At 44.3% G+C, this 22609-nt stretch carries 20 protein-coding genes, 1 pseudogene and 1 riboswitch; of the genes and pseudogenes, 6 read left to right on the top strand and 15 right to left on the bottom strand.

Features of this window, described 5'->3' with window-relative positions; translation table 11 throughout:
- Window positions 1-60 precede the first annotated feature (60 nt).
- The 8 genes and pseudogenes from QUA58_RS03315 to metE form a co-directional block, all read right to left on the bottom strand.
- On the bottom strand, window positions 61-978 hold the full coding sequence (locus QUA58_RS03315; protein WP_333393027.1) for a DUF6282 family protein: 918 nt from the start codon (window positions 976-978) through the stop codon (window positions 61-63).
- Window positions 979-1046: 68 nt separating this feature from the next.
- The gene (locus tag QUA58_RS03310) at window positions 1047-1952 is read right to left on the bottom strand and encodes an alpha/beta hydrolase (protein WP_333393026.1); all 906 of its coding nucleotides are present in this window, start codon (window positions 1950-1952) and stop codon (window positions 1047-1049) included.
- A 14-nt stretch (window positions 1953-1966) separates the two neighbouring features.
- Complete coding sequence (locus QUA58_RS03305; protein ID WP_333253095.1) at window positions 1967-2413, bottom strand: SufE family protein; 447 nt, start codon at window positions 2411-2413, stop codon at window positions 1967-1969.
- A gap of 134 nt (window positions 2414-2547) precedes the next feature.
- Window positions 2548-3469, bottom strand: a pseudogene (locus QUA58_RS03300) (CobW family GTP-binding protein).
- A 470-nt stretch (window positions 3470-3939) separates the two neighbouring features.
- Window positions 3940-4776, bottom strand: coding sequence for a methyltransferase domain-containing protein (locus tag QUA58_RS03295; RefSeq protein ID WP_333393025.1), 837 nt, complete (start codon window positions 4774-4776; stop codon window positions 3940-3942).
- Between the two features lie 140 nt (window positions 4777-4916).
- Window positions 4917-5378: a hypothetical protein gene (locus tag QUA58_RS03290; RefSeq protein ID WP_333393024.1), complete on the bottom strand. Its 462-nt coding sequence runs from the start codon at window positions 5376-5378 to the stop codon at window positions 4917-4919.
- Between the two features lie 74 nt (window positions 5379-5452).
- On the bottom strand, window positions 5453-5893 hold the full coding sequence (locus QUA58_RS03285; protein WP_333393022.1) for a hypothetical protein: 441 nt from the start codon (window positions 5891-5893) through the stop codon (window positions 5453-5455).
- Window positions 5877-8123, bottom strand: coding sequence for a 5-methyltetrahydropteroyltriglutamate--homocysteine S-methyltransferase (metE, locus tag QUA58_RS03280; RefSeq protein ID WP_333393021.1), 2247 nt, complete (start codon window positions 8121-8123; stop codon window positions 5877-5879). The genes QUA58_RS03285 and metE overlap by 17 nt, the downstream gene beginning before the upstream one ends.
- A gap of 387 nt (window positions 8124-8510) precedes the next feature.
- A riboswitch (cobalamin riboswitch) is annotated at window positions 8511-8657 on the bottom strand.
- A 196-nt stretch (window positions 8658-8853) separates the two neighbouring features.
- Here metE and QUA58_RS03275 point away from each other — a divergent pair.
- The 3 genes from QUA58_RS03275 to QUA58_RS03265 all read left to right on the top strand — a co-directional run bounded on the left by QUA58_RS03275 (window position 8854) and on the right by QUA58_RS03265 (window position 12115).
- The gene (locus QUA58_RS03275) at window positions 8854-9852 is read left to right on the top strand and encodes an iron ABC transporter permease (protein WP_333393020.1); all 999 of its coding nucleotides are present in this window, start codon (window positions 8854-8856) and stop codon (window positions 9850-9852) included.
- Window positions 9853-9993: 141 nt separating this feature from the next.
- Complete coding sequence (locus QUA58_RS03270; protein ID WP_333393019.1) at window positions 9994-10779, top strand: ABC transporter ATP-binding protein; 786 nt, start codon at window positions 9994-9996, stop codon at window positions 10777-10779.
- A 427-nt stretch (window positions 10780-11206) separates the two neighbouring features.
- Window positions 11207-12115 carry an ABC transporter substrate-binding protein gene (locus QUA58_RS03265; RefSeq protein WP_333253086.1) on the top strand — a complete coding sequence of 303 codons (909 nt, stop codon included), beginning with the start codon at window positions 11207-11209 and terminating at the stop codon, window positions 12113-12115.
- 156 nt (window positions 12116-12271) lie between these two features.
- Here QUA58_RS03265 and QUA58_RS03260 read toward each other — a convergent pair whose 3' ends face one another.
- Window positions 12272-12634 carry a hypothetical protein gene (locus QUA58_RS03260; protein WP_333253084.1) on the bottom strand — a complete coding sequence of 121 codons (363 nt, stop codon included), beginning with the start codon at window positions 12632-12634 and terminating at the stop codon, window positions 12272-12274.
- Between the two features lie 325 nt (window positions 12635-12959).
- On the opposite strand from QUA58_RS03260, the gene QUA58_RS03255 reads away from it, so the two are divergent.
- The 3 genes from QUA58_RS03255 to QUA58_RS03245 all read left to right on the top strand — a co-directional run bounded on the left by QUA58_RS03255 (window position 12960) and on the right by QUA58_RS03245 (window position 15333).
- A complete protein-coding gene (locus QUA58_RS03255) occupies window positions 12960-13691 on the top strand; it encodes a response regulator (protein ID WP_333253082.1) in 732 nt (243 codons plus the stop codon).
- Window positions 13692-13702: 11 nt separating this feature from the next.
- A complete protein-coding gene (locus QUA58_RS03250) occupies window positions 13703-14311 on the top strand; it encodes an adenylate/guanylate cyclase domain-containing protein (RefSeq protein ID WP_333366562.1) in 609 nt (202 codons plus the stop codon).
- A gap of 86 nt (window positions 14312-14397) precedes the next feature.
- Complete coding sequence (locus QUA58_RS03245; protein ID WP_333393017.1) at window positions 14398-15333, top strand: fused MFS/spermidine synthase; 936 nt, start codon at window positions 14398-14400, stop codon at window positions 15331-15333.
- Between the two features lie 92 nt (window positions 15334-15425).
- Here QUA58_RS03245 and ccmS read toward each other — a convergent pair whose 3' ends face one another.
- The 6 genes from ccmS to QUA58_RS03215 all read right to left on the bottom strand — a co-directional run bounded on the left by ccmS (window position 15426) and on the right by QUA58_RS03215 (window position 21774).
- On the bottom strand, window positions 15426-15860 hold the full coding sequence (gene ccmS / locus QUA58_RS03240; RefSeq protein ID WP_333253078.1) for a beta-carboxysome assembly chaperone CcmS: 435 nt from the start codon (window positions 15858-15860) through the stop codon (window positions 15426-15428).
- A 305-nt stretch (window positions 15861-16165) separates the two neighbouring features.
- The gene (locus QUA58_RS03235) at window positions 16166-17962 is read right to left on the bottom strand and encodes an ABC transporter ATP-binding protein (RefSeq protein ID WP_333253077.1); all 1797 of its coding nucleotides are present in this window, start codon (window positions 17960-17962) and stop codon (window positions 16166-16168) included.
- Window positions 17963-18260: 298 nt separating this feature from the next.
- Window positions 18261-19466: an IS110 family transposase gene (locus tag QUA58_RS03230; protein WP_333393016.1), complete on the bottom strand. Its 1206-nt coding sequence runs from the start codon at window positions 19464-19466 to the stop codon at window positions 18261-18263.
- A 178-nt stretch (window positions 19467-19644) separates the two neighbouring features.
- On the bottom strand, window positions 19645-20526 hold the full coding sequence (locus QUA58_RS03225; protein WP_333393015.1) for a hypothetical protein: 882 nt from the start codon (window positions 20524-20526) through the stop codon (window positions 19645-19647).
- Between the two features lie 2 nt (window positions 20527-20528).
- The gene (locus tag QUA58_RS03220; protein ID WP_333393013.1) at window positions 20529-20960 is read right to left on the bottom strand and encodes a hypothetical protein; all 432 of its coding nucleotides are present in this window, start codon (window positions 20958-20960) and stop codon (window positions 20529-20531) included.
- A 100-nt stretch (window positions 20961-21060) separates the two neighbouring features.
- Window positions 21061-21774, bottom strand: coding sequence for a hypothetical protein (locus QUA58_RS03215; RefSeq protein ID WP_333393011.1), 714 nt, complete (start codon window positions 21772-21774; stop codon window positions 21061-21063).
- Between the last annotated feature and the right edge of the window lie 835 nt (window positions 21775-22609).

Here is a 22609-nt window from a genome sequence, read left to right as displayed (position 1 = left end):
CTTCGCTTACGCTGTGCTTATCTTAACGGGGAATTTTCCTTAAGTATTTCTGCTTAGTTCTCAACTGGGATGCTCCCGAGAAATACCTTCCGACATCAATTTTTTTACAAATAATTTGTAACCTTCCGCAGGTAAAGGATCGGGTTTTCTTCCTAAATCCGTGCTCATAATAAAATGCTCGGCTCCAATTAGTTTAATCGCTGCTACCATCTGACTAATAGAAACTTGATGCCAGTTTTTGTGTGCCTCATCAGCGGCATTTTCTCCCATCAAATCGTTGACAAATGCGAGTTCTAAGAAAGCTCCGGCTGCGGCGGCTGTTTGCATATTTTCTAGAGACAAACCGGGTACATCCGCCATTGCGTGGGTAATCAGGATGTTCTTAATGTTGAGAAGGTTGGCTTCACAGACAACCGCCATCACTTCTTCTGAGGAAATATGACCGGTTTCCAATACCAAATTCTCTTTTGCTACAATCTTCAACACCGCTGCTGTTTCCGGTAAAACCTTGCCATTTTCCGCAACTTTAATCCCAATTCCCGACTTATGAAAAACCTGCAAATGATTCTCAGCATCAACCGTTGGCAGCCACACTATTTTACCGTATTTGCCGCCGATGCGGTGCATTGCGTCTACAGCGTCGGGATTAATGCCGCCGACAGAATGATTGAGAACAACTCCCCCGAAAACTTGGATTTCTGGTACTATTTTATTAACCAAAACTGCCCGCGCTGCTGTGCTGGCATAATGATTTTTCAATACCACAGCTTTCATCTTCGCCCTAGCAGCTAATTTCGCTACTTCAAAATCATCCAACCTGCGAGGAATCACATCAGGAGAAGAATGAATGTGAAAGTCGATCGCACCTTCGATCGTACTCTTTGGCAAATTGACCATCGGCGAATCTCCGACAGCATAAACTGGCAGACAAAACCAATAGCAAACAATCCAAACTAACGTTAAAAAAACAGCTTGCATTCCTCCCCTCTTCCCTTCTCCACTCTGCGTTCTCTGCGCCCTCTGCGGTTCATTCCCTCTTAATCCTCTCAAATAAAAGATTTAACCGCATTTGCTAAAGCTGCTGCATTTTCTTCGTGCATACCCAAAGAACCAGAAATAACTCGCGATTCAACGCCCGGTAATTCCGTTAATGCTTCCATTTCAGCCTTTGATTTTGGCGGCGCATTCTCAGCAATTACAACCATCACCGGCACTGCTAATTTTTGAAATTTATCTGTAAATTCCGATCGCACTTTAGCCGGATCTAAACCACCAGTCACAAAGGCAGCGGAACCGTACCGAGCACCGGGTTTTTGCGTCACTTGCCATTTGCTTTGAATGAAATCCGGCGTGACTTTACCTGCATCGGCGTAGACGTGGCGGCGGTACATAAAACTCAGGAAAGAAGGCGCAGTGTTGAGTTTGTAGAGGAATTGTCCCAGTAAGGGCGATCGTACTAATTCTCTCACCATTCCATGCCACCCGCTTTGCTGTTTGCTCATCGTCGGCAAAGGCCCGCGCCAAGTCGGCGCAGCTAACACAATCTTTGACCAAACATTCGGCTTTGATTGCGCTAACTGCATCGCATAACCCGCAGCGTGACCAGCAGCAACTACAGCAACAGGACTATTAAAAATTGCCTCAACAAAATCCTTGAGAAATTGATGGTATAATTGCGGTTTATAGTCGGTGCGCGGGCGATCCGATTCGCCGAAACCAGGCCAATCTAAGCTCACCACTTGAAAGTTAGAAGCTAAAAATTCTGCTAAAGGACGCATTTCTTCTCGCGTGGAAACTGTACTGAATGCCGGCAGCAGCAATACAGGATTTCCCTGTCCTTTGGTTTCGTAAATAACTTTTATCTGAGTTTCTTTCCAGTTCCAGAGATATTCCTGAACAGTCGCCGGATAGTTGCTAGAATTGGTTGTTGTTAAATTTGTAGTTTGGGTCACGGCTAGTCATCCTGTTAATTTGCTTCGGCTCGATTAGTTAATTCGCAAGCAACGGCTTTATTTTTCATCATTTGAAAGATGTTGTAAAATCCGTTAGCGCGGGAAGGTGTCAGACTCACATTCAAGCCCGTGTCTTGAATAAAATCTGGGGTAATGGTGACAATTTCAGCAGGAGTTAATCCGCTCAAACCTTCCACCAGCAACCCAACTAATCCTTTGACTAACTGAGCGTCAGAATCGCCTTGATACAAAACTTTTCCGTCTGCCAAATTTGCAGTAATATAAACTTGCGATACGCAGCCAGAAACTTTGTTTTCCGGCAGTTTATCGCTTTCGGGAAATGCTGGGAGTCGCTTGGCATACCACAGCAGTTGTTCGTAGCGCTGTTTCGGATCGGAGTGTCGCTGAAAGCGCTGGACGATTTTAGCTAGGGCTGCGGGTAGCGCGGTGTTTGCGGACATGATTCACTCGTAGCGGTTTACTGCGTTAATATTATACATTTAATTTTGCCGACGGGTGCGATCGGGCGATCGGTCAATTTCCGCGCAGTGGCAGCGTAACGGATAGCTAGAGTTTGCTTAATAGACTCTTTGTCTTAAACTAAGCAACTGTTAAGTTGTTCTCGAATTCGATCGGTATCTAAATTGCGCCCGATGACTGCGAGTTGATTGTTAGGTGGGGTAAACCATTCCAAAGCATCTAGTTCGTATCGCGGCCCGCTAAGTTGAAAAATGTGTCTCATCTGACTGTCGTTAAACCAGAGAATGCCTTTAGCGCGAAATACATCGAATGGCATTTTATCAGTAAGAAATTCTGGGAATTTGTGGACATCAAAAGGTCGATCGCTCTTAAATGATAGCGAAACCAAGCCATCATTTTCTCATTAATGGGAGTGATGTCCGTGATGGTGATGCTCGTGCTTATCCTCAGTTTCAAGACTCTCGAAAACATCTGCTGGCGTTAACCTAAACCTAAAATTAAGGGTAAAGAAACTTCACCGTATCGAGAGTGTAAAATTCTCGCTCTTTCCTTGACTGTGCGAATGTAAGCTTCTAACTTTTCTACTTTTTCTTGAGGAGCTAAATCTGTTTTGTTCAGCAGCACAATATCTGCACCACTTTTTTTAAAGCTGGTTCGCTGTCGAAATGTTCGGGAGTGAATGTTTCGCTATAGACTACGGTGAGTACAGAATCTAGACTGGTTAAATCCCGCAATTGGGTGCCGATAAATGTCAGGATAATCGGCAGCGGGTCGGCAACTCCGGTGGTTTCGATTACCATGCAGTCGATGCGTTCTTCCCGTTCTAAAACTCGGTATACGGCATCGACTAAGCCTTCGTTGATGGTGCAGCAAATGCAGCCATTGCTCAGTTCTACCATGTCGTCTTCGGTAGAAACAAGAAGCTGCAAATCGATGTTGATATCGCCAAATTCGTTAACTAAAACTGCTACTTTTAAATCTTGGCGATTTTTGAGTATTTGATTGAGTAAAGTAGTTTTTCCGCTGCCGAGAAAAATGTCTGATGTGTTGTTAGTGTCTTCGGCTACTAAATTAGTTGCATTCGACTCAAAGGCAATGAACCGGCCGCCAGCAGAAATAGCTGGGTTAAAAGCATCAAAATTTGCCTGATTTCCTGTTGAGTTGACGGAGGTGCGGATGGTGATGTTAGTGAGTCTGTCGTGCAGGAAAATATCTGAGGTGTTGTTAGTATCTCCGGGGACTAAATTAGTAGCAATAGATTCAAAGGCGATGAAGCGGCCATCGGCGGAGATTGAGGGGTTGATTGAGAAGCGATCGCCTTTTTTTCCTAATGAATTTACAGAGATGCGGGTGAGGAGAGTTTTAAATTCAGGCGATTTTGGGTTCATTTGTATTTCTGTTGCTTCATTCTTGAATAATAATGTCAATGCTTGTAGGGGCGGGTTCCCCAGTATGTTTAATTTCAAAACCAGAAGCTTTATAAACCCGCCCCGCCTATACTTTCGGATTATTTGGATTCAGAATTTTGTTGAGGAGAATTGAACTTTGCTATGAGCGATCGCACTGCTGCTATTGGTACAAATAATGCACCAGTAGCAGAGCCGATAACAAACCGAAACCAGAAGAGTAAAAAACGCTCTAGCGTCATTGGTTCTGCGGCTTGTTCAATAGCATCTGATAAGATTGCAGGAGATTTTCCGGCGGATGGTTTCACACCTGCGATCGCGATCGCGTAGGGGCTATTCTCATCAGCATACCAATCCGGTGCAACGTACACTTTGCGAATTTGGGTGAATCCTGCTAACTTATACCAACTGATATAAGCGTCTTCACTGGGAAACAGCATCCACGTATCAGACAGCCAACGGGCGATCGGATTCTTGCGTTCCAGCGGGCCGATAATCAGCGCAATTCCGCCTGGTTTAGTCACACGATAAGCTTCAGCGATCGCCCGTTGTGGATCGGGCCAATACTCAATGCTGCCAGCAGAAATGTAGCGATCGAATGTATCGGTAGCAAAGGGTAAATTCTCCACATCTCCGAGAAACTTCTCACAGTCATTAATTGCAGCTTTTTGTTTCGCTTTAGCTAACTGATGCGGACTTTGATCGAGCATTTTAACATGGTTAGAATTCACTTTTTCGACAATGCCACAAGTAGTGAATCCTGTTCCGGCTCCAGCATCTAGAACTTGTAAATCAGGGCGATCTAGTTGCGCGAGTTCCAGAGATTTCTCCCGCATGGGAATCGTCCAGAAAAACGGATTAATCAAATTATCGTAGCCAATCGACACAAAACGGTAAAACCAGAAGGCTTCTTTTTTATGTTGAATAAGTCTTGCCATTGTTGCTTTTTCCTCTAACGAATGTTGAACAGTTGGGATTCTTCCCATCTTTGAAAGTGAGTATTCATCATGTTTAACTTGAATGGGAAGGGTTGACGGAAGATTTATATTCAGAGCGTCGATCGCAGTTTCAAAAAGATTTACCGCGAAATATCAGTACGCTTCACAACAGCATCCGTTTCTAGTTGAAAATCTTCCCAGTGCTTGCACACAGTTTGGTAACAATCTGGAGGTGAAATCGGAAGATTTCTCAGATTCAAAAAGATAGCTTGATTGGCGCATTCCAACAGGAGAATAATATCCTTAAACGGATTATAATTATCCACTTCTTGAAGGATATGAGCATTCATGTGATGATGCTGAAGGATCACCGTATCAGGAGCAGCCAGCCACGCATTTAGGAATGGGGCGAGACGGGAACGCGGAACAAAATAGGAGTTAAATGTTTCACCTGCTACTCCTAAAAGTGGAGAATTAAGACTGCAAATTACTGCTCCGCGTTCACCTCCTAAGTAACCTATCCAGGCGTTGTAACCCAACGCCAATAAATTAGTAGCAATAAAGTCTTGCTGCCAATCGCAACCGTTCATTTCACTGTCCATCTTTTTCTAACAACTGCCAAAGCTGGATTTGATAACAGAGATTTGGTTTAGGCATTGGGAGAATAGGGTAAGTTTTAGGAACTCGGGCTTGGTGAGAATTCGTCCCAGCGTCTACAGACTTGTTCGTAACAATCAGCAGGTGCGATCGCCATTTTTCTTAATAAATTGACCTCGATTTGACGATTAACTTTCAGCACCAGCAGAATATCTTGCTCGGGATTGTAGGTGGCAACTGTTGCTTGAATAGATGAAATAGCCTCTGAGTCAAGGGATAGCGATCGCAAGTAAAATCCCATCAAATTCGAGGGGATAAACTGGATTGCGAACGGAACAGGTTCAAGATTTGTAATTGTAGAATGAATAACTTTAGTATCCACATCACAAACCACAACTCCCCGTCCAAAAGACTGAAATCCCTTCCATCCTGTATAACCAATCATCAGCAGATTTGTGTGAATGAAGCCATGTTGCCAGTAGCCAAAGTTTCCCTGCCAGATGCTATTTTCCGGTCGCATTTACTTCCTCCCGCAGCGTTTTGGCAGCTTCCACCATATTTTTTAAAGCCGGAATTACTTCTTCCCAACGCCGTGTTTTCAGGCCGCAATCGGGATTTACCCAAATTTGCTGCACAAGTAAATTGGCAATTCCAGTTCGCAACTGCTGCAAAATCTGTTCTGTTGTTGGCACTACTGGACTGTGGATGTCATACACGCCGTTACCCACTTGATAGGTGTAGCCTGCAGCGATGATTTCATGCAGCGTTTGGTTGTTGCTGCGACTATTTTCAATCGAAATCACATCGGCATCTAACCGTTCAATGTCTTTGATAATGTCGCCGAATTCGCAGTAGCACATATGCGTGTGAATTTGAGTCTGGGGATGAGCGACTGCGGTTGCCAAACGAAACGCATCTACTGCCCAAGACAGGTATTCACTCCAGCGCTCTAGCTTCAGAGGTAAACCTTCGCGTAATGCGGGTTCATCTACTTGAATTACCCTCGCTCCTGCTGCTTCTAAATCTGCCACTTCATCGCGCAATGCCAGCGCAATTTGAAACGCTTGTTCCTGTCGTGAAATATCGGTGCGCGGATATGACCAATTTAAAATTGTTACGGGAGCTGTTAGCATTCCTTTAACTGGTTTTTGCGTCAATGATTGCGCTACTTTAAACTCGCGTACAGTCATTGGGGCAGTACGAACGACATCACCGTAAATAATCGGCGGACGCACGTACCGACTGCCATAGCTTTGCACCCAGCCATTTTGCGTGAAGGCAAATCCATCTAACTGTTGTCCAAAGTATTCCACCATATCGGTGCGTTCAAATTCGCCATGCACTAGCACATCCAGCCCAATTTCTTCTTGGAGTTTAATGCTGTTGGCAATCTCAGCATCAATAGCTGCTTCATACTCTGGCTGACTCAATTCACCCTTTTTATACCGTACTCGCAGTTGTCGCACTTCTGATGTTTGAGGAAATGAGCCGATCGTTGTGGTGGGAAAAATGGGCAGAGAAATCTGTTTTGACAGCCGCAAACCGTAGGATAATTCCCGTAGAAAGTCATTTGTCGTAATGCTTTTCATGCGTGACTGCACGGCAGGATTGGCTGGACTAAATTGCTCGAATTTTGTCCAGGCATCGGTAATCTTGGCGCGATCGCTCTCAGTTTCTTCTCCTGTTAAACTGCGTGCCAAAAACTTCACCGCTTGCAGTTTTTGTTCTGCAAAACTCAACACATTGCGGAGAGGTTCTGGCAACTTTGTTTCCCGTTTGGCATCGTAGGGAACAAACTGCAATGATGCCGACGGCTGAATGACGATATTAGGCGTAATTCTTTGAATGTCTTGCAGCACTGGCAGCAATTGTTCTGGACGGATTTGCCAGATGTTGCGGGCATCCACAATGCCAACGCCCAGATGCTTATCTGGGGGAAATCCATATTGCTTGAGTAAATCTAAATTGCGTCCGCGAGTGAAGTCTAAACTAATCGCGGTAACAGGCAATGCCATCACCCAAGAATAAGCTTCACCCAAGTCATCAAAGTAAGTGACAAGATGCAGCGGTAAATCGACTTTAGCAAAGGCTTGATAAGCAGTTTGATAGTGTGCTTTGAAGTTGTTTGCATCTCCCAGAACTAAGGCAGGTTCATGTATCTGCACTTCGGCAACCCCAAGGGCTTTTAATTGCGTCAAGAGTTCGATGTAGCGCGGCAGCAATTGCGCTAGAGAATCTTCCATTGCGCCATCTAACCGACTCAACCGCAGTAGCGTACAGGGGCCAAGAACGATCGGCACTGCCCGCTCCCCTAACGTCGCTTTTGCCCGCTGCACCGTCTCCAGAAAATCGCTGAAATCTGCTGGTTGCAGTTGGGTTGGAATTTCAGGCACGAGGTAGTGATAGTTGCTATCAAACCATTTGGTCATCTCTAGGGCCGGAATTCCTTCTTTGCCCCGTGCCATTGCAAAGTATCGATCGAGTCCTGATAACCCCTGAAAGCGTTTGGGAATTAGACCTAAACGAATTGTCCAGTCAAGCACGTGATCGTAGAGTGTAGTATCGCCTACACCGATGCGATCGATGCCTGTCTGTAGCTGTGTTTTCCAGTTTTCTATTTCTACAGTTTGAACAGTAGACAGTAAAGTATTTGCCTCTAATTTGCCACTCCAAAAACCTTCCAAAGCTTTCTTGACTTCACGGTTTTTACCAATGCGGGGATATCCAAGAGTTGCCGTTAAAATTGACATAATTGCTCCTAATTTGGGGTTGTCAATTGATTCATCAGTCAATAGAAACTCTGTCGGAAACCAAGAGGTATCCGATGCCGAATTTCCGACAGCAATGCCATTAGATTGCAAGGCGCATCAAAGGCAAAAGCATCTGAATTTCCAACAAAGCTATAAAAAAGCTGTTAGAAATTACAGCAGGCAAAGGCCCAGCAAGATTCCTTGCATCTGAAACTAGATAATGCTGTTCATGTTAGTTTTTCAAACTTGCTATCTCGCCCTAGAAACCAATTCCACCACAGGTTTCTCACGGGTTAAGGAGTATAATCGCCGATCGCGCAGCGTCTCTGAAAGAGAATCGAATTGAAAACAAAATGCTGAATACATCCGTACCTCGCAGATGGGTTAAATGAAACGATACAATCGGCGGGCATCCTGACTAAGAAACGATTGTACGCTTCATCACAGTTGCGGGACAGCGCCGGGTTCGCACCGGACTTTCCCCGTTTCCTCTAGTGGGTGATCTCCACCAGAACCGATTACTTCTGACAATACCACATTTCTGAAAATTTGCAACCCCTCAGACAAATAGCGCGATATGTAGAGTTTTTCGATCGTCGGCTGTTCATCTGCTCCCACGGTCGCCGCCTTCTGGTAAATGGGTTATTGTAGTTAACGAGTTCGATCGTTCCGCAAATCTAAACGGAGGACATATCGCACTTTATTTTTTAAATTCAAGTGGTGTAATCTAGTGAATTTGCAAAAAATCTGGCTAAAATATCGAGTTTTTCAGGCAGTTATATTCTTAGGATTGGGTTTGCTGTTAACCATCGCTCTTTCGCTTTCTTTTGGTGCGGTACCGATGAGTACCGATCAATTGTGGCAAGCATTTCTGCACCGAGGCGATGCTGTCAATCAGACTATTTTCTGGGAATTGCGTTTGCCCAGAGTTGGGGCAGCGCTGACAGTTGGTGGGGCTTTGGGAATGTCGGGGGCTTTGCTGCAAGGTTTGCTCCGCAACGGTTTAGCCGATCCTTTTGTATTAGGAATTTCGGCTGGTGCAGGGTTGGTTGCGATTACCATGCTGACTTTGGGAATATTTCAAACTTGGGTGCCTTTGGCGGCTTGGATAGGTGCTATTTTAACTTCGATGCTGGTCTACTTTTTGGGAAAAACTAAAACGGGGATTTCTGTTGAACGTTTAGTTTTAGCTGGTGTGGCTGTGAGTTCTCTGTTTGGGGCAATACAAACTACACTGCTGCTGTTAGCTGAAGACAGCCGCTTGCAAGCTGCTTTGAATTGGTTGATCGGCAGTTTGAACGGTCGCGGTTGGTCAGATTTGCAGGTTGCTGCACCTTATATTTTGGCTGCTTTGCTGTTAGGATGTTTTTTGGGGCGATCGATAAATTTGCTGGCTTTGGGCGACGATTTAGCTGTTGGTTTGGGGGTTTCGCTGGTACGATCGCGCTTGTTGATTGGGGGTGTTGCTACTTTGCTAGCTGCGAGTGCTGTCAGCATCGGCGGATTAATTGGTTTTGTGGGATTGGTTGTGCCTCACGGGGTGCGTTTGTTGGTTGGTAATGATTATCGGTTTGTGTTGCCGCTGAGTGCGATCGGCGGTGCTTGGGTGTTGACTTTTGCGGATTTTTTGGCTCGTTTGGGTGCGGTAGAATTGCCTGTGGGTACGGTTACGGCTTTGTTGGGTTCTCCGCTGTTTGTCTGGCTGCTTTATCGGCGTTCTAGTCAGTAGGAAAGAAGGAAGAAGGAAGAAGGAAGAGGGAAGAAGGAAGAGGGAAGAAGGAAGAAGGAAGAAGGAAGAGGGAAGAAGGAAGACGCAAAATTAATTACCGATTACCGATTACCGATTACCAATAACCAATAATAAAATATAATGTCTTTACAAATTCAAAATTTAACTGGGGGTTACGGCGAAGTTGCGATCGCCCACAACATCACTTTATCTTTGCAACCTGGTGAGTGGTTGAGTCTCATCGGTGCCAACGGTTCTGGTAAGTCTACTTTCTTGAAGTTAGTTAGCCGCATCCTAACTCCGCAGCAAGGAAGTGTGTTGCTTGATGGCAAGGCTATTCATACTCAACCTGCGGCTGTTGTCGCTCAAAAATTAGCGATTTTGCCGCAGCAGCAAACAGTACCGGAAGGTTTGACGGTAAGGCAATTAGTTAGTTTGGGGCGTTCTCCTCATCAGGGTTGGTGGCAGTGGGAATTGAGCAAGGAAGATGCGGAAAAGGTGGAAGTTGCGATCGCTCAAACTGGGATTGAGGAATTTCGCGATCGCCCTGTCGAACAACTCTCAGGAGGCGAACGCCAGCGCGCGTTCCTCGCCTTAGCTTTGGCTCAAAATCCGCAAGTTTTGCTATTAGATGAGCCTACTACTTATTTAGATATTTGCTATCAGTTGCAATTGTTAGAGCTGCTTAACCAACTAAATCTAGAACAAAAATTGACGATTATTACGGTGCTGCATGAAATTAATTTAGCGGCTAGGTACAGTTCGCGGATTGCCATGTTAAATAAAGGGGAACTTTTTTGTGTAGGAACTCCCGCAGAAGTTTTAACTCCTAATAATTTAGCTAAAATTTTTGGCGTAGAAGCTATCATTTTAGAAACTTCTGTAGGCTTGCAGATTTGTGCGATCGCTCCCACTCTTCACACTTAATACTTTTATGATAAGTATAACCTTTTCCTCGCACTAAGTTCCAAACTTATTCAGAATTATTTCTATTAACTTATTGCCCCAATCCGCTATTCTATACTGAGTGCCACAGGCTTTAAACTATTGCCTAGTAGTGGTTCTAAAGGGTAGAATAAAACTTAAGAGATACTTAAAAAATCCGAGTGCAGGCAAGAAAGGCGGTTTTTTATACAAAATCTACCGTAAACTATTGATATTTAAATCATTAAGCGCTAAAGTGCGATCGAACTTCCCATCCGATCGTTTCCGGTTGCATCGGTATTGTTCAAATATCCAAACAGTCAACAGTCAACAGTCAACAGTCAACAGTCAACAATCATTTCGTGCGATCGAACTTCCCGTCAATTCTGTCTCAACCTGGCCTACACTTGCTGTAACTCCCGCCTAAACTATGTACAAAACTTTGTTTTCTCGTACCGCTATCCTGTTGCTGAGTTTAGCATTTACCGCTTGCTCCGCCGCCACTTCACCCCAAATTCAGCCATCAACTCCTACTGTTTCGCCGCCAGTTAATCAACCACAAACAACTAACAGGGAATCAGCACAAAAAGTTGTAGCTTTAACACCTTTAACTGCCGATATTATCCATCAACTCGACCCAACCAAACTTGTAGGAATTCCCGGCAGCGCATTAGTCAGCAGCAACCCCAAATTTACAGGGATTACCGCAGTCACTGCCGAACGCACCCCTCCTAATTTAGAAAAAATCATCGCATTGAAACCGGATTTGGTAGTAGGTGCGTCGGGATTTCATGACCAAACAATGCAAAAATTGCAGCAGCTTGGAATTAAAACTTTACTCACTAAAGTTGATAGCTGGAAATCCCTAGAAGAGTTAACAACAACCTTAGCTAAATCCCTCAATACGAATCCCGAACCTCTGTTAAAACGCTACCAAACATTTTTAACAGACATTCCGAATCAAAGCCCCGCCACTTTAGTTTTGGTAAGCAGACAACCGATTTTATCGCCGAATCAAAGCAGTTGGGCTGGAGATTTGCTGGGTAAGTTTAACGTGAAAAATGTCGCAGCCCAATTGCAAGGAGATAGCCCTATGCGAGGCTACGTGACGCTTTCAGCGGAAAAGGTTTTAGAGGCTAATCCTGAAGTAATCATTATAGTCGATCGGGGAGAAGGAATTTTAGATCAATTTAAATCTGATTCATTTTGGAATAAACTAACAGCCACAAAAAATAATCGAGTTTACGTTTTTGACTACTACGGATTGGTCAACCCAGGTAGTATAGAAAAAATTGAGCAAGCAACTGCTCAACTTAAACAAGTTCTAGCTAAAAAGTAGAGACCCGGTTTTGAGAGATAAAAAATCTCTAGAAATCCTGCAACAAATTGACTACAATTTCTTTAAAAGTGAGAAAGCTAAAGGCATTCCAAAGCCCGCAGCGATCGGAAACCAGGTTTTTGAGACTGACTCCCAATGCTGTTTGATCGATCGGCCTCAAGTCAGATCCAGAGGCGGCACACCGCGTAACTGTCGCAGCCTGTTGATACACGCCTGGCAGTCGCAGCCAAACAGCACCGCCGCCGCATCACTTTCTTCTTCCGAAAAATCCAGCATCGCCACCCGTTCTTCGCCCGGGCGCTGCCAACTAATTCTCGGCTTAGAAGCCGCAGCAGCAGACTTGCCAGGAAGCCGCACGCAAGTCAGGCGCTGAGTGTGAGGCGATCGCACGCAGTTGGGCGAATCAGCCGATTTGCCTGGTGTTTCGCCAATTTGAGCGGGATTTGCGATCGCGCTCAAAGACATCACAGATCCAAACAGCGTCGGACTTACCAATAAAGTGAGGAGCAATCGATTCATTTGTCGTCCTTCAGAAGTTCAACGTATACAGTAGCGGATTATCTGTTGCAATTCAACAAGGTTTTCGCCCGAAATCAGTACATTTTGCCGCTATTAAGGCTTAAAAGCTCAATATTTGTCGCCCAAATATCGAATATTTTTCCGGGTATTAGCAACCAGCATTTTCTGATAAGTATCACTTTGCCTCCCCAGTTTAAGATTTGTTGCAATTTGAGTAAGTTTAGCTTGCCAGTGATAACAAACTCATCCAAGGCGGGTAAACTGATTTCAGCAAGGGTTACTCGAAGCAGCGAACAAGTTTACCTCAGAAACCAGGTGGGTAGTGATGAGTACAGTTTTAGTGGTGGAAGATTCCCGCAGCCAGCGGGAGTGCATTTCACATCAGTTGAGATGCAGCGGATTGAATGTAATTCAGGCATCTGACGGTGTGGAAGCGCTGGCTAAACTTGAGAAAAATTGCCCTGATTTAGTATTATTAGATGTCATAATGCCCCGTCTGGACGGCTACGGGGTTTGTCGTTTAATTAAAGCTAATCCCGAAACTCGGAACATACCCGTGGTATTTTTAACAGGCAAGGGACAGCAGTTAGCTTTATTTGCGAGGTTCCAGGGCGATCGCGCGGAGGCTTATGTTAGCAAACCTTGGCAGCCAAGGGAACTTTTGGCAACGATCAAAAAAGTTTTGCTCAATGCCAATATTAAGTTCGATCGAGCTTCAGCGGACGCTTGGACAGAATACGGAATTTTAAATTTAAGTACAGTCGAACTGTATCAAAGCCATGCCGATGCTTGGACAAAATACAGTTCTCAAATTATTAAATTGTACGATTCCAGCTTAGCAGCTTTCGAGCAAGCGTTGGCAATTGAACCGAGTCACTCGAATGCCAACAAGTATCGCAACCGAGTCCAGACAATTCGGGCAATTTTGATGAAAAAATTAGAGCAAACTAAACCCTGCAAAGTGTGCGATTATTATTACGGCAGGGATGGCATCACTTGTGCAGTGCATCCTGCTGGCCGCCCTCAAGAACTGTGTCGCGATTGGGAATTTAATTAAACTAAACCAAAATGAAAACAAATAACCGCGCTAACTTGGAAAAGTTGCTGCAAGAAAGAAACGAATATCCCGAAAGAATTGCTGAAATTGATGAAAAAATTAATGCCACTTTTCGCAAAAATTACGCCATTTTAGTAATGGATATGTCGGGATTTTCGCGCACGACAGTCCGCTACGGAATTATTCATTTTTTGGCAATGATTCACCGGATGCACGGAATTGTCAAACCGCTAATTTCCGAATACGGTGGCACTGTAGTTAAGGAGGAAGCAGACAATATTTTTGCAGTTTTTCCAGATGTAAAATCAGCGGTGGAAGCTGCGATAGACTCTTTGAAACACACGGCGGCTGTCAACACGACACTGCCCCCGGAAATGGATATTTACCTCTGCATTGGTATTGGCTGTGGCGATGTTTTGATGCTGGAAGGAGAGGATATGTACGGATCGGAATTTAATCTGGCATCAAAGCTGGGAGAGGATTTGGCGGAACGCGGAGAGATTTTGCTCACCTCAGCAGCCTTTGAAAAGTTGGAAGGTGACAAGGAAGACTGGGAAAAAGTGGAACTTTCGGTTTCAGGTTTGGAGTTGGTGGCATATAAACGGATACTGTCTGCTTAATTTATACATATCGGCGATTAAAATCGCATTTACACAAACTCTCGTCCGCCTGTACAGACTAAAAAATAAGTGGGATTTGGTATTAAATGATTGACGATCGCAAAAATTGGCAACTTATGAATTTAGCTGCCATTCAACAGCGGCTGGCTTGGCTGCAGCAACAGCCAGACAAAGTTATTTTTTGCAAAGAGTCTGGTGTTCACTATGTTGCAGTCACAAAAGAGCGATCGCACATTAAGCTATCTTTAGTAGAAAAAGTAAATCAGCAAACAGATTTACTACAATCTGTTTTGGATTTAAACAATCCTTTACATCTAGTGTCTGAATATACTCAGGCGATGATGTTGGGTTTAGTGTGGCAAAGCCAACCTCAAAGAATCTACATAGCTGGATTTGGCGGCGGCAGAATTCCCTTAGTTTTGCACCACTATTTGCCGGAAACTGTTATAGAATGTACGGATGTCGATCCGATCGCGATCCAAGCAGCTACACAGTGTTTCGGGGTGCAGTTTGACGATCGGCTGACTGTAACAATTCAAGACGGCAGAGAGTATTTAGAGCAGCAAAAATCAGATACTCAGTACGATATCATCATGATCGACGTAGCTTTTGGCAACGGCTACTTTCCGCACCGCCTAGCCACCAAAGAATTTTATCACCTCTGCGAAAAACGCTTGTCAAGCGAGGGAGTTGTGCTAGTAAATATGCTGCAAAGAGATAAGTTTTATGCCGATAAAATCAAGACTTTTCAAAGTGTGTTTTCTCACGTGTGCGTGTGTGTTTGCCAGGAAAGTAATAGCATTTTAATTGGTAGCAACAGCCAGATTTTGGAGAAAGATGAGATTGTTGCTAAGGCAAAACATTTGCAAGATAGCCATCAATTTTCCTTTCCATTAACAGACAGGGCGCTTGAGGTAAAAGTAGGTAGAGAATTGGCGGAGGCTGTACCTACTTTAAACAAAGCTCAAATTTTTCATGACAATTCGCCGCCCGCTGGTTATTTTGATTGCTGGTTATTCTGATAAGTGAGCAACGGCTCAAAAAACAGGATATCCTGAACCCCGCAGCACTGTAAGGGCTGCAGGTATCGAACAGCAATTGCATTCATTTTACATTATCCTTTCATACATTCACCCATCTGCTGTTCCAGCTTAGCCAACAATGTATCAACATCTGTTGCGGCTTCCTCAAAACAAACAGGAGGTTCAGGCTTAGGTTCAAAAAAAATCAACTTAATTTGACCTTCGCCGATCGCCAAAATCGCCACTTCCTTCTCAGGTTTGTGAGCGTTCAACACACCTACAACTTCCTGAATATGACTTTTTACTTGACGGTTCAACTCCTCAACCGCCTCTTTCTTACAATACACAAAACGCGCAGTTTCTGCAATATCAATTGCTAAAATCTCCTCGCTTTCCTCTCCCCTTTCCAGAAATAGCCCCCAAGCCAAAGCAGCCAATTCATGTTGATTAGCTTTCACGAATTTATCTAATTTGCGGCTCCAGCTATTTTCGTTGGGTTTGGACTCAGGGCTATCAAATAGAAACATTTTCTCTTCTTGTTTGTATAAACTAATATTTTGCAGTCAGTTGTCAGTTAGCAGTTGGCAGTTGGCAGTTGTCATTAGTTAGGATTCAAATTACCAACTATATCATGTCTGGTTGATTCGCGATCGGATAATTTTCGATCTCGTAGGGGCGGGTTTTACCAACAATCTACCTGTCAAACTAATTATCTCATAAACCCGCCCCGCCCATATACTTATGATGCTACCAGACATGATATTACCAATTACCAATTACCAATTACCAATTACCAATTCCCAATTCCCAATTATTCAAAACCGCTGCGTTTCTATCTTATACCAGATTGCACGCGCCAGAGCGCCGCATAAATTCCGTCCTGTTCGATCAGTTGTTCGTGCTGCCCCGATTCTACCACCAGCCCCTCTTCCATGACACAAATGCAATCGGCATTGCGGACAGTAGAAAGACGGTGGGCGATCGCAATTGTAGTGCGATTCTTGGTAATTCGTTCGAGCGATCGCTGAATTGCCGCCTCAGTCTCGTTATCCACCGCTGAAGTAGCTTCGTCAAGAATCAAAATCGGCGGATTCTTCAAAACAGCCCTGGCAATTGCAATTCGCTGCCGCTGACCCCCCGACAATTTTTGACCGCGTTCCCCTACAATAGTGTTGTAACCATCCGGCAATTGGGCGATAAACTCGTGAGCCTCCGCAATTTTCGCAGCATTTACTATCTCTCGATTGCTTGTCTCAAAACTGCCGTAAGCAATATTTTCTGCCACCGTACCGTGAAACAAAAACACATCTTGACTCACCAATCCGATCGATCTCCGCAAATCTTTTAAATTCAGGTTATTTAATTCTATACCGTCGAGATAAATATTGCCGTACTGTACCTCGTACAGCCTCAAAATTAGCTTCACCAGCGTACTTTTTCCCGAACCAGTAGCCCCAACAATCGCAGTAGTTTTTCCCGCCGGCAGAGTCAAGGAAAAATACTGCAAAATCGGTTTTCTTTGATTATAAGAAAAGGTAACATTTTTAAATACCAACTCGCCCTTAATCGAACTAACCGGCAGCCGAATATCGCCCGTGCGAATGGCGATCGGAGTATCCAACAACTGCATCACCCGATTAGTAGAAGCCATGGCGCGTTGGTATTGATCGAGAGTATCTCCCAGACGAGTCAGCGGCCACAGCAACCGCTGCGTCAGAAACACCAAAACGCTGTAAGTTCCCACAGACAATCGGCCCGCCACCACCTCCAAACCACCCAGAAATAGTGTTGCAATAAACCCCAAGAAAATCACAACCCGAATCAGCGGAATAAAAGCTGCCGAAAGTACGATCGCCCGCCGGTTGCTTTGCTGATAAGCTTGGCTTTGTGTTTCGATGCGCTTAATTTCATAATCTTCGGAAGTAAAACTTTTAATAGTAGTAATTCCCATCAAATTATTCGACAGTTGCCCGTTCAGAAAACTCACCTTGTCCCGCACGTCAGCATACAGAGGAGCAAGGCGATTTTGAAAGGCTATCGAACCCCAAATAATAAAAGGTATCGGTAGCATTGACAGCCCAGCCACACCAGGAGATGCAGCAAAAAAAGCCGCGCCAATCACAATAACCGTTGTAATTACCTGAATCACCTCATTAGCGCCGTCGTCCAAAAAACGTTCGAGTTGATTGATATCATCATTGAGAATAGAAATCAAACCGCCCGTGCTGCGTTCTTCAAAATAAGCTAATTCTAATTCCTGCAAATGGCTGTAAGCTTCCAGACGCAAATCGTGTTCAATATCCTGAGCCAAATTGCGCCACAAATAATCATAGGCATATTCAAAAACCGATTCCAACGTCCAAACAATCGCGCTCACAAGAGTGATAATTGCCAGTTGCCAAAAGACATCTTTTATGCCCCACTGAGCGAGGATAGAATCTTGCTGTTTCACCACCACATCAACGGCAATACCGATTAATGCTGGCGGCGCTAAATCAAAGAATTTATTCAGCAACGAACAAATACTTGCTAGCCAAGCTTTCACGCGGTAGCGGCGCCCGTACTTTAGCAGCCGCTTTAGGGGATGAACAGGTTTTGATGGATTTGGTGATGCTTGAGAATCATTCATAGGGCATGGGGCATGGGAAATAGGGCCGAGAATTAGAAATTAGTAGGGTGCTCGGCGCGCACCTTACCATTGTTTAATTTTTAATTCTCAAAAGCCCGGTTCCTAGGCTTTAAACGTTAACACTCGCTTCACTCTAACAATTCTAGATTTTAAAGCGACAAAAAATTAAACGCTACGAAAATATACTTTGGTGTCCTACCGGACAGGTGGCGGAATTTTTGCAGGGGCCAAATTATATATTTGACACTTCGCCGGAAATCTTGCGGCCCCTGACAAAAACCCCGCTAGAAATTAGATTTTAGATTTTAGATTGAACAAGCTCAAGCACAAATTCCTTGAACAACAACTTAACAGCTTTAGCCGCCACACGCGATCGCACTAACCGCACCGGCCGACCGCTGAGTTTTTCCGCATCCATGATTGCACCGAGCCGATCGCCAATATCATTATGAAGTCGAGCACGAACTGGTTCAATCCTAGTGAATATCCATTGCCAGAGCGCGCGCCGACACAAATCACTACCACCACTGACCTTGGATTTTTGCAAATCACCGCTGGACTCTTGAGATGGAGCGTACCCCAAAGCCTTACAAAATCGCCGAAGTGACAAATGCCGCTTAGTAGGTTTACCAGAATTTCGGCCTTTACGAATCTTCACATCTGGTTTGCCGTCGAGCAGATAATTTTCAAATGGGTATATTTGCGACAATAAAAGGGCCTCGACTCTGCGACCAAATCCAAACCGGGCAAAAACTTTACGGTAGGGTAAAAACTGAGGCTCGGAAACAAGCTTGGAAAGTTGAAATTCAAGCACCATCTCTTCTCGCTGGATGTCGCAAATACGCGCAGCGTGGCGGCGAAGTTCATCAGTTAATCCGAGTCCAATCGACTTTTCGAGCATCAAATCATACTTAACAGACTGCCGCTGTTCACACAACCAGCCCCACAACAACGGCACTTTTTCTCCAGTCCGCACCGATCGCACAAGCGCGACCTCTGGAAACTGCCAAGCTAAATCTTGACGAGCACGGTTGATAATAGGCGATTGAACACGATTCAAGTGAGCAAGCCGAAGGACAAGCCGGCGAATTTCGACAATTGTTTGCGATCGCACTTGGACAAATCGCCGGGGAACTTCAAGAAAATCCCAACCATAAATCGCCAGGGCAAGAGCATCGGCATCATCATCTTTGTCAGGCAATCCCAAATGGTGCTCGCGGAACGAACGCAACTCTTTATGACCGACAAGGCGCACTTCCACGCCAGCGCGAGCAAGCTGAGTTCCCCAGAGGCGAGAATAATTTACCCCAGTCGGTTCCATAATTGCGATCGTGTTACCTGTATCGCCACCAATCAAGGCCAGCAATCCAGAAATTCCAGAAGCCGTAGCGTCAAATTTGTGAAAGTCGCAATCGTAATAAAATTGTCGAGGTTCAGTTGGTTTTTCTAGCAAAAGGCAAGCAGAAACTGAGGCCTTGCTGATGTCAAGTCCGATAATTTGCATTCAATTTTTACAGGTGATAGTTTCCAAATCCCCATAGCAAAGCTTATGAATCACCCAAAGGCCAGAAGCCTAATTCACTCTTAAAGCTATAAATTGCAGGGAAGATTGCAATCAATCAAGTAATAACTGAGCTTATGAAGCGAGAAAAGCCACTACAGCTTGTTTCATTTTTAAAGCCCTAAGTTACAAACTGATTGACTGACGGATGATTTGGACTCAATCCGCTACTCCTCCCTTTTTTAAAGAGGGGAAGTTTCGGCCGCTGAGTTAAACGACCATCATCAGGCGATTTCAAATCAAATTCAACACTATTTTTAAAAACAGTATCCAATTCCTCCAAAATTACTTTTTGCTCTAGGGTATATTCTGCATCAGCAATCTGTTCGTCCGATCGCCCACCGGGAAATTCTTCCTCTTCCTGATTAGATAACTCGTCTTCAGGAAGCAATCCACCAACAATCAAATACTCAAGATACTCTGATACAGACATTCCAGCAGCAGCAGCTTTTTCTTGCAGAAGCTTGTAAGCTTTACCCTTAATACGAACTTGCTTGGCTCTATCTTCAGGGTTTTCGTCTAAAGTCTCTTGAATTTTAGCAACAGTAATTTGGTGAGCTGGAATAGATTCAATAATCTCAGACCATTTTTCGGAGAGTTCAGAATTACCACCAGAATCAACTTTTGCAAACTTCCACAAAGGCATCGCTTGAGATACAGAAGTAGGCAAAATCTGAAAATTAGACTTAATCAAGTCCATACAAACTTTAGTGGCTTTGATAATTGTCTGGCAATAAGTAGAGGAACGCCCTAAAGCGTTCTTGCAGTAGTCGGCAAAGTCCTTGTACTGCCGTTTGTACAAACGATAACGACGGACAGCTTCAAGCATGATGCCTTGACGGCAATAATCCAAAAATGACCGCTTGATTTTCTGGGTTAAAAGTGAAAAGTCGTTGTGCGGAACTTCAGAAAAAATCTCAGATTCAAAATCTAGGAGAGGCTGATACTCAGTTGCAGGTGGCTCCCAAGTATCATCTAAAAAATCAGCAGTAACAAATTGCATGGTTAAAACTCGTGAGAAATATCTTCGTCCGTCTCAGAATCAAAAGGGATAGGGTCAACTTCTGCCTCCACAGCAACAGCAGAATCTATAGGTTTATCAGCGATAAACAAAGAATATGAATCAGGGTCAATCCCCAATCGTTGAAGAAAACTTTGAAGTCGCTGCAATTGATTTTTAGCAACTTGTATTTTTTTGTCGAGATGCTCAAGAGTCCTTTCTTTGTTAGCAATTTCTTTCTGCAAACCATGAAGATTAAGCAAAAGAGTATTCTCTGCACCTGACTGTTGCAACAACTCATCAATCTGAGTTCTTAGAAAAAGATAAGCTTCAGAAAAAGTTTCTGCATCAGCAGCAATTTCAACATTAGATTTGCGGTCGAATTGACCCCATTCATCGCGCTTGTAAACCGGAACAGTAATTTTAATGTTAATCATTGGAGTAATTGGTAGTTAGTACAGAAGAAGCGATCGCCCTTTATCCTCCAAAAAGCGATCGCACAAAGAAGCAAGATAGCAAGCTAGATGGAAACGAAAATCAAAATACAGCATCACCCACTGGAGGCGATCGAGCGCCGACAAAACCCTCAACTAACTGATGCTTATAACAAGGTATGAAAACAATGCGATCGGGAGCAATGTGAGTAACAGTGCTGCCATCACAGAGAATTGCAGGGACAGCACCACAAGGACAGCGCTTGACATCTTCAACTAGCGGCCAATACCACTCTTCGGGGCAAGGTGCCCAGTAAACCATAGAATCTAAAGAAACTTCCAAAAGCTCAAGATTTTCAGCATCCCAAGCAGACATCGCCTGACAAAAGTGATCAAGGCAATCAAAATCATCAGGGTCTGGCGGTTCATCAGTTGCCAGTACCTCAAAATCAAGCAAGGTCAATTGCCCGTTGACATCAGCTTGATAGTGAACTTCAGACTGAGGGGGAAAGTAACGAGCCAAAAATCTATCAGAAAAAGTGACACCGGGGGAAGTTTTGGCAGCTGATGCGATTGGCTGGTGGACTCGATCGACTTTGGAACCGGAAATTTCTTTCCGCTCGTGGACTCGATCGACTTTGGAACCGGAGGAAGTTTCAATCAACGCCAGGAGCGGAAGTTCGACGCCAACAATGGCATCAATCCAAGCTTGGCGGCACCGTCTGTCGCCTGACGGAACAATATCGAGCTCACGGGCGATCGACTTGAGTTCACCAAAGGTCTTTGATTCAAGTTGAAAAGCAGTGTAGGTGTACATAGTTTGAGGAAAAGGGCTTGAGCCTTCTAACACAAGCCCAGAGAGAGTTACAGGGGTATCTGAAACTAAACTAAATCTATTAGATGCCAGTATAAAGGCATATGTCAATATACTGACAGAAATAATTTAACAAACAATCTCAACCTTGCTCAGTAGACGAATCTTCGGGAACCCAATAAAGAAATTCCCCTGGTTGCAAACGAAAAGTCTTACAAATTATCTCCAAAGTCCTCTCATTAGGAACCCAATTTGGATCGTTGATTTTATCCGAAGTACCACGACCCAAACCAGTTAACTTTCCAAATCTATAAGGAGTCAACCTAGGTATTTGAAGCCTTTTCTCTAAAACTGGCTTAAGACAATTTCTCACCGGCATTACTGTAGAATCTCCTTTTATTATATGCCAGCGTATTGACATATGGCAATATAAAGGCACATAATAAATTAGTAAAAAACAACTCTCAGACCTTGAATTTGAGCCTCTAGGTCTGATTGAAGTCTCATTTTCTCAAACAAGCGAACAAATCCGTGTGATTAATCCCCCGCACCATCGGGACTCTCTGATGTATTAGCCGCCGGATAGGACAACGGCAGCTTTCGTTAATTAACTAAAAACTGGCGACACCTGCCAGGGGGTAAATTCAGAAGCGCGGACTCAGGAAAGAGCTTGATACCTGGGAACAACGAGGACTAGGGAAAGGCCTTAAGCTCAAAAAAGAGGAACATAAACCCCTTCCCCAATCAAAGTGGAGTGACAGCCGGGAGAGACCGGCACCTTTTTCCTTCTTCCTTCTTCCTTCTTCCTTAAACTGAAGTTACACATAGAAAAAACTGA

Origin of the sequence: Microcoleus sp. N9_A1 (genome assembly GCF_036701795.1) — a bacterium.
In the GTDB taxonomy this organism is placed as follows: Bacteria; Cyanobacteriota; Cyanobacteriia; order Cyanobacteriales; family Microcoleaceae; genus Microcoleus.
The sequence above is the reverse complement of the archived record's forward strand: the minus strand, read 5'-3'. Positions and strand labels throughout refer to the sequence as shown.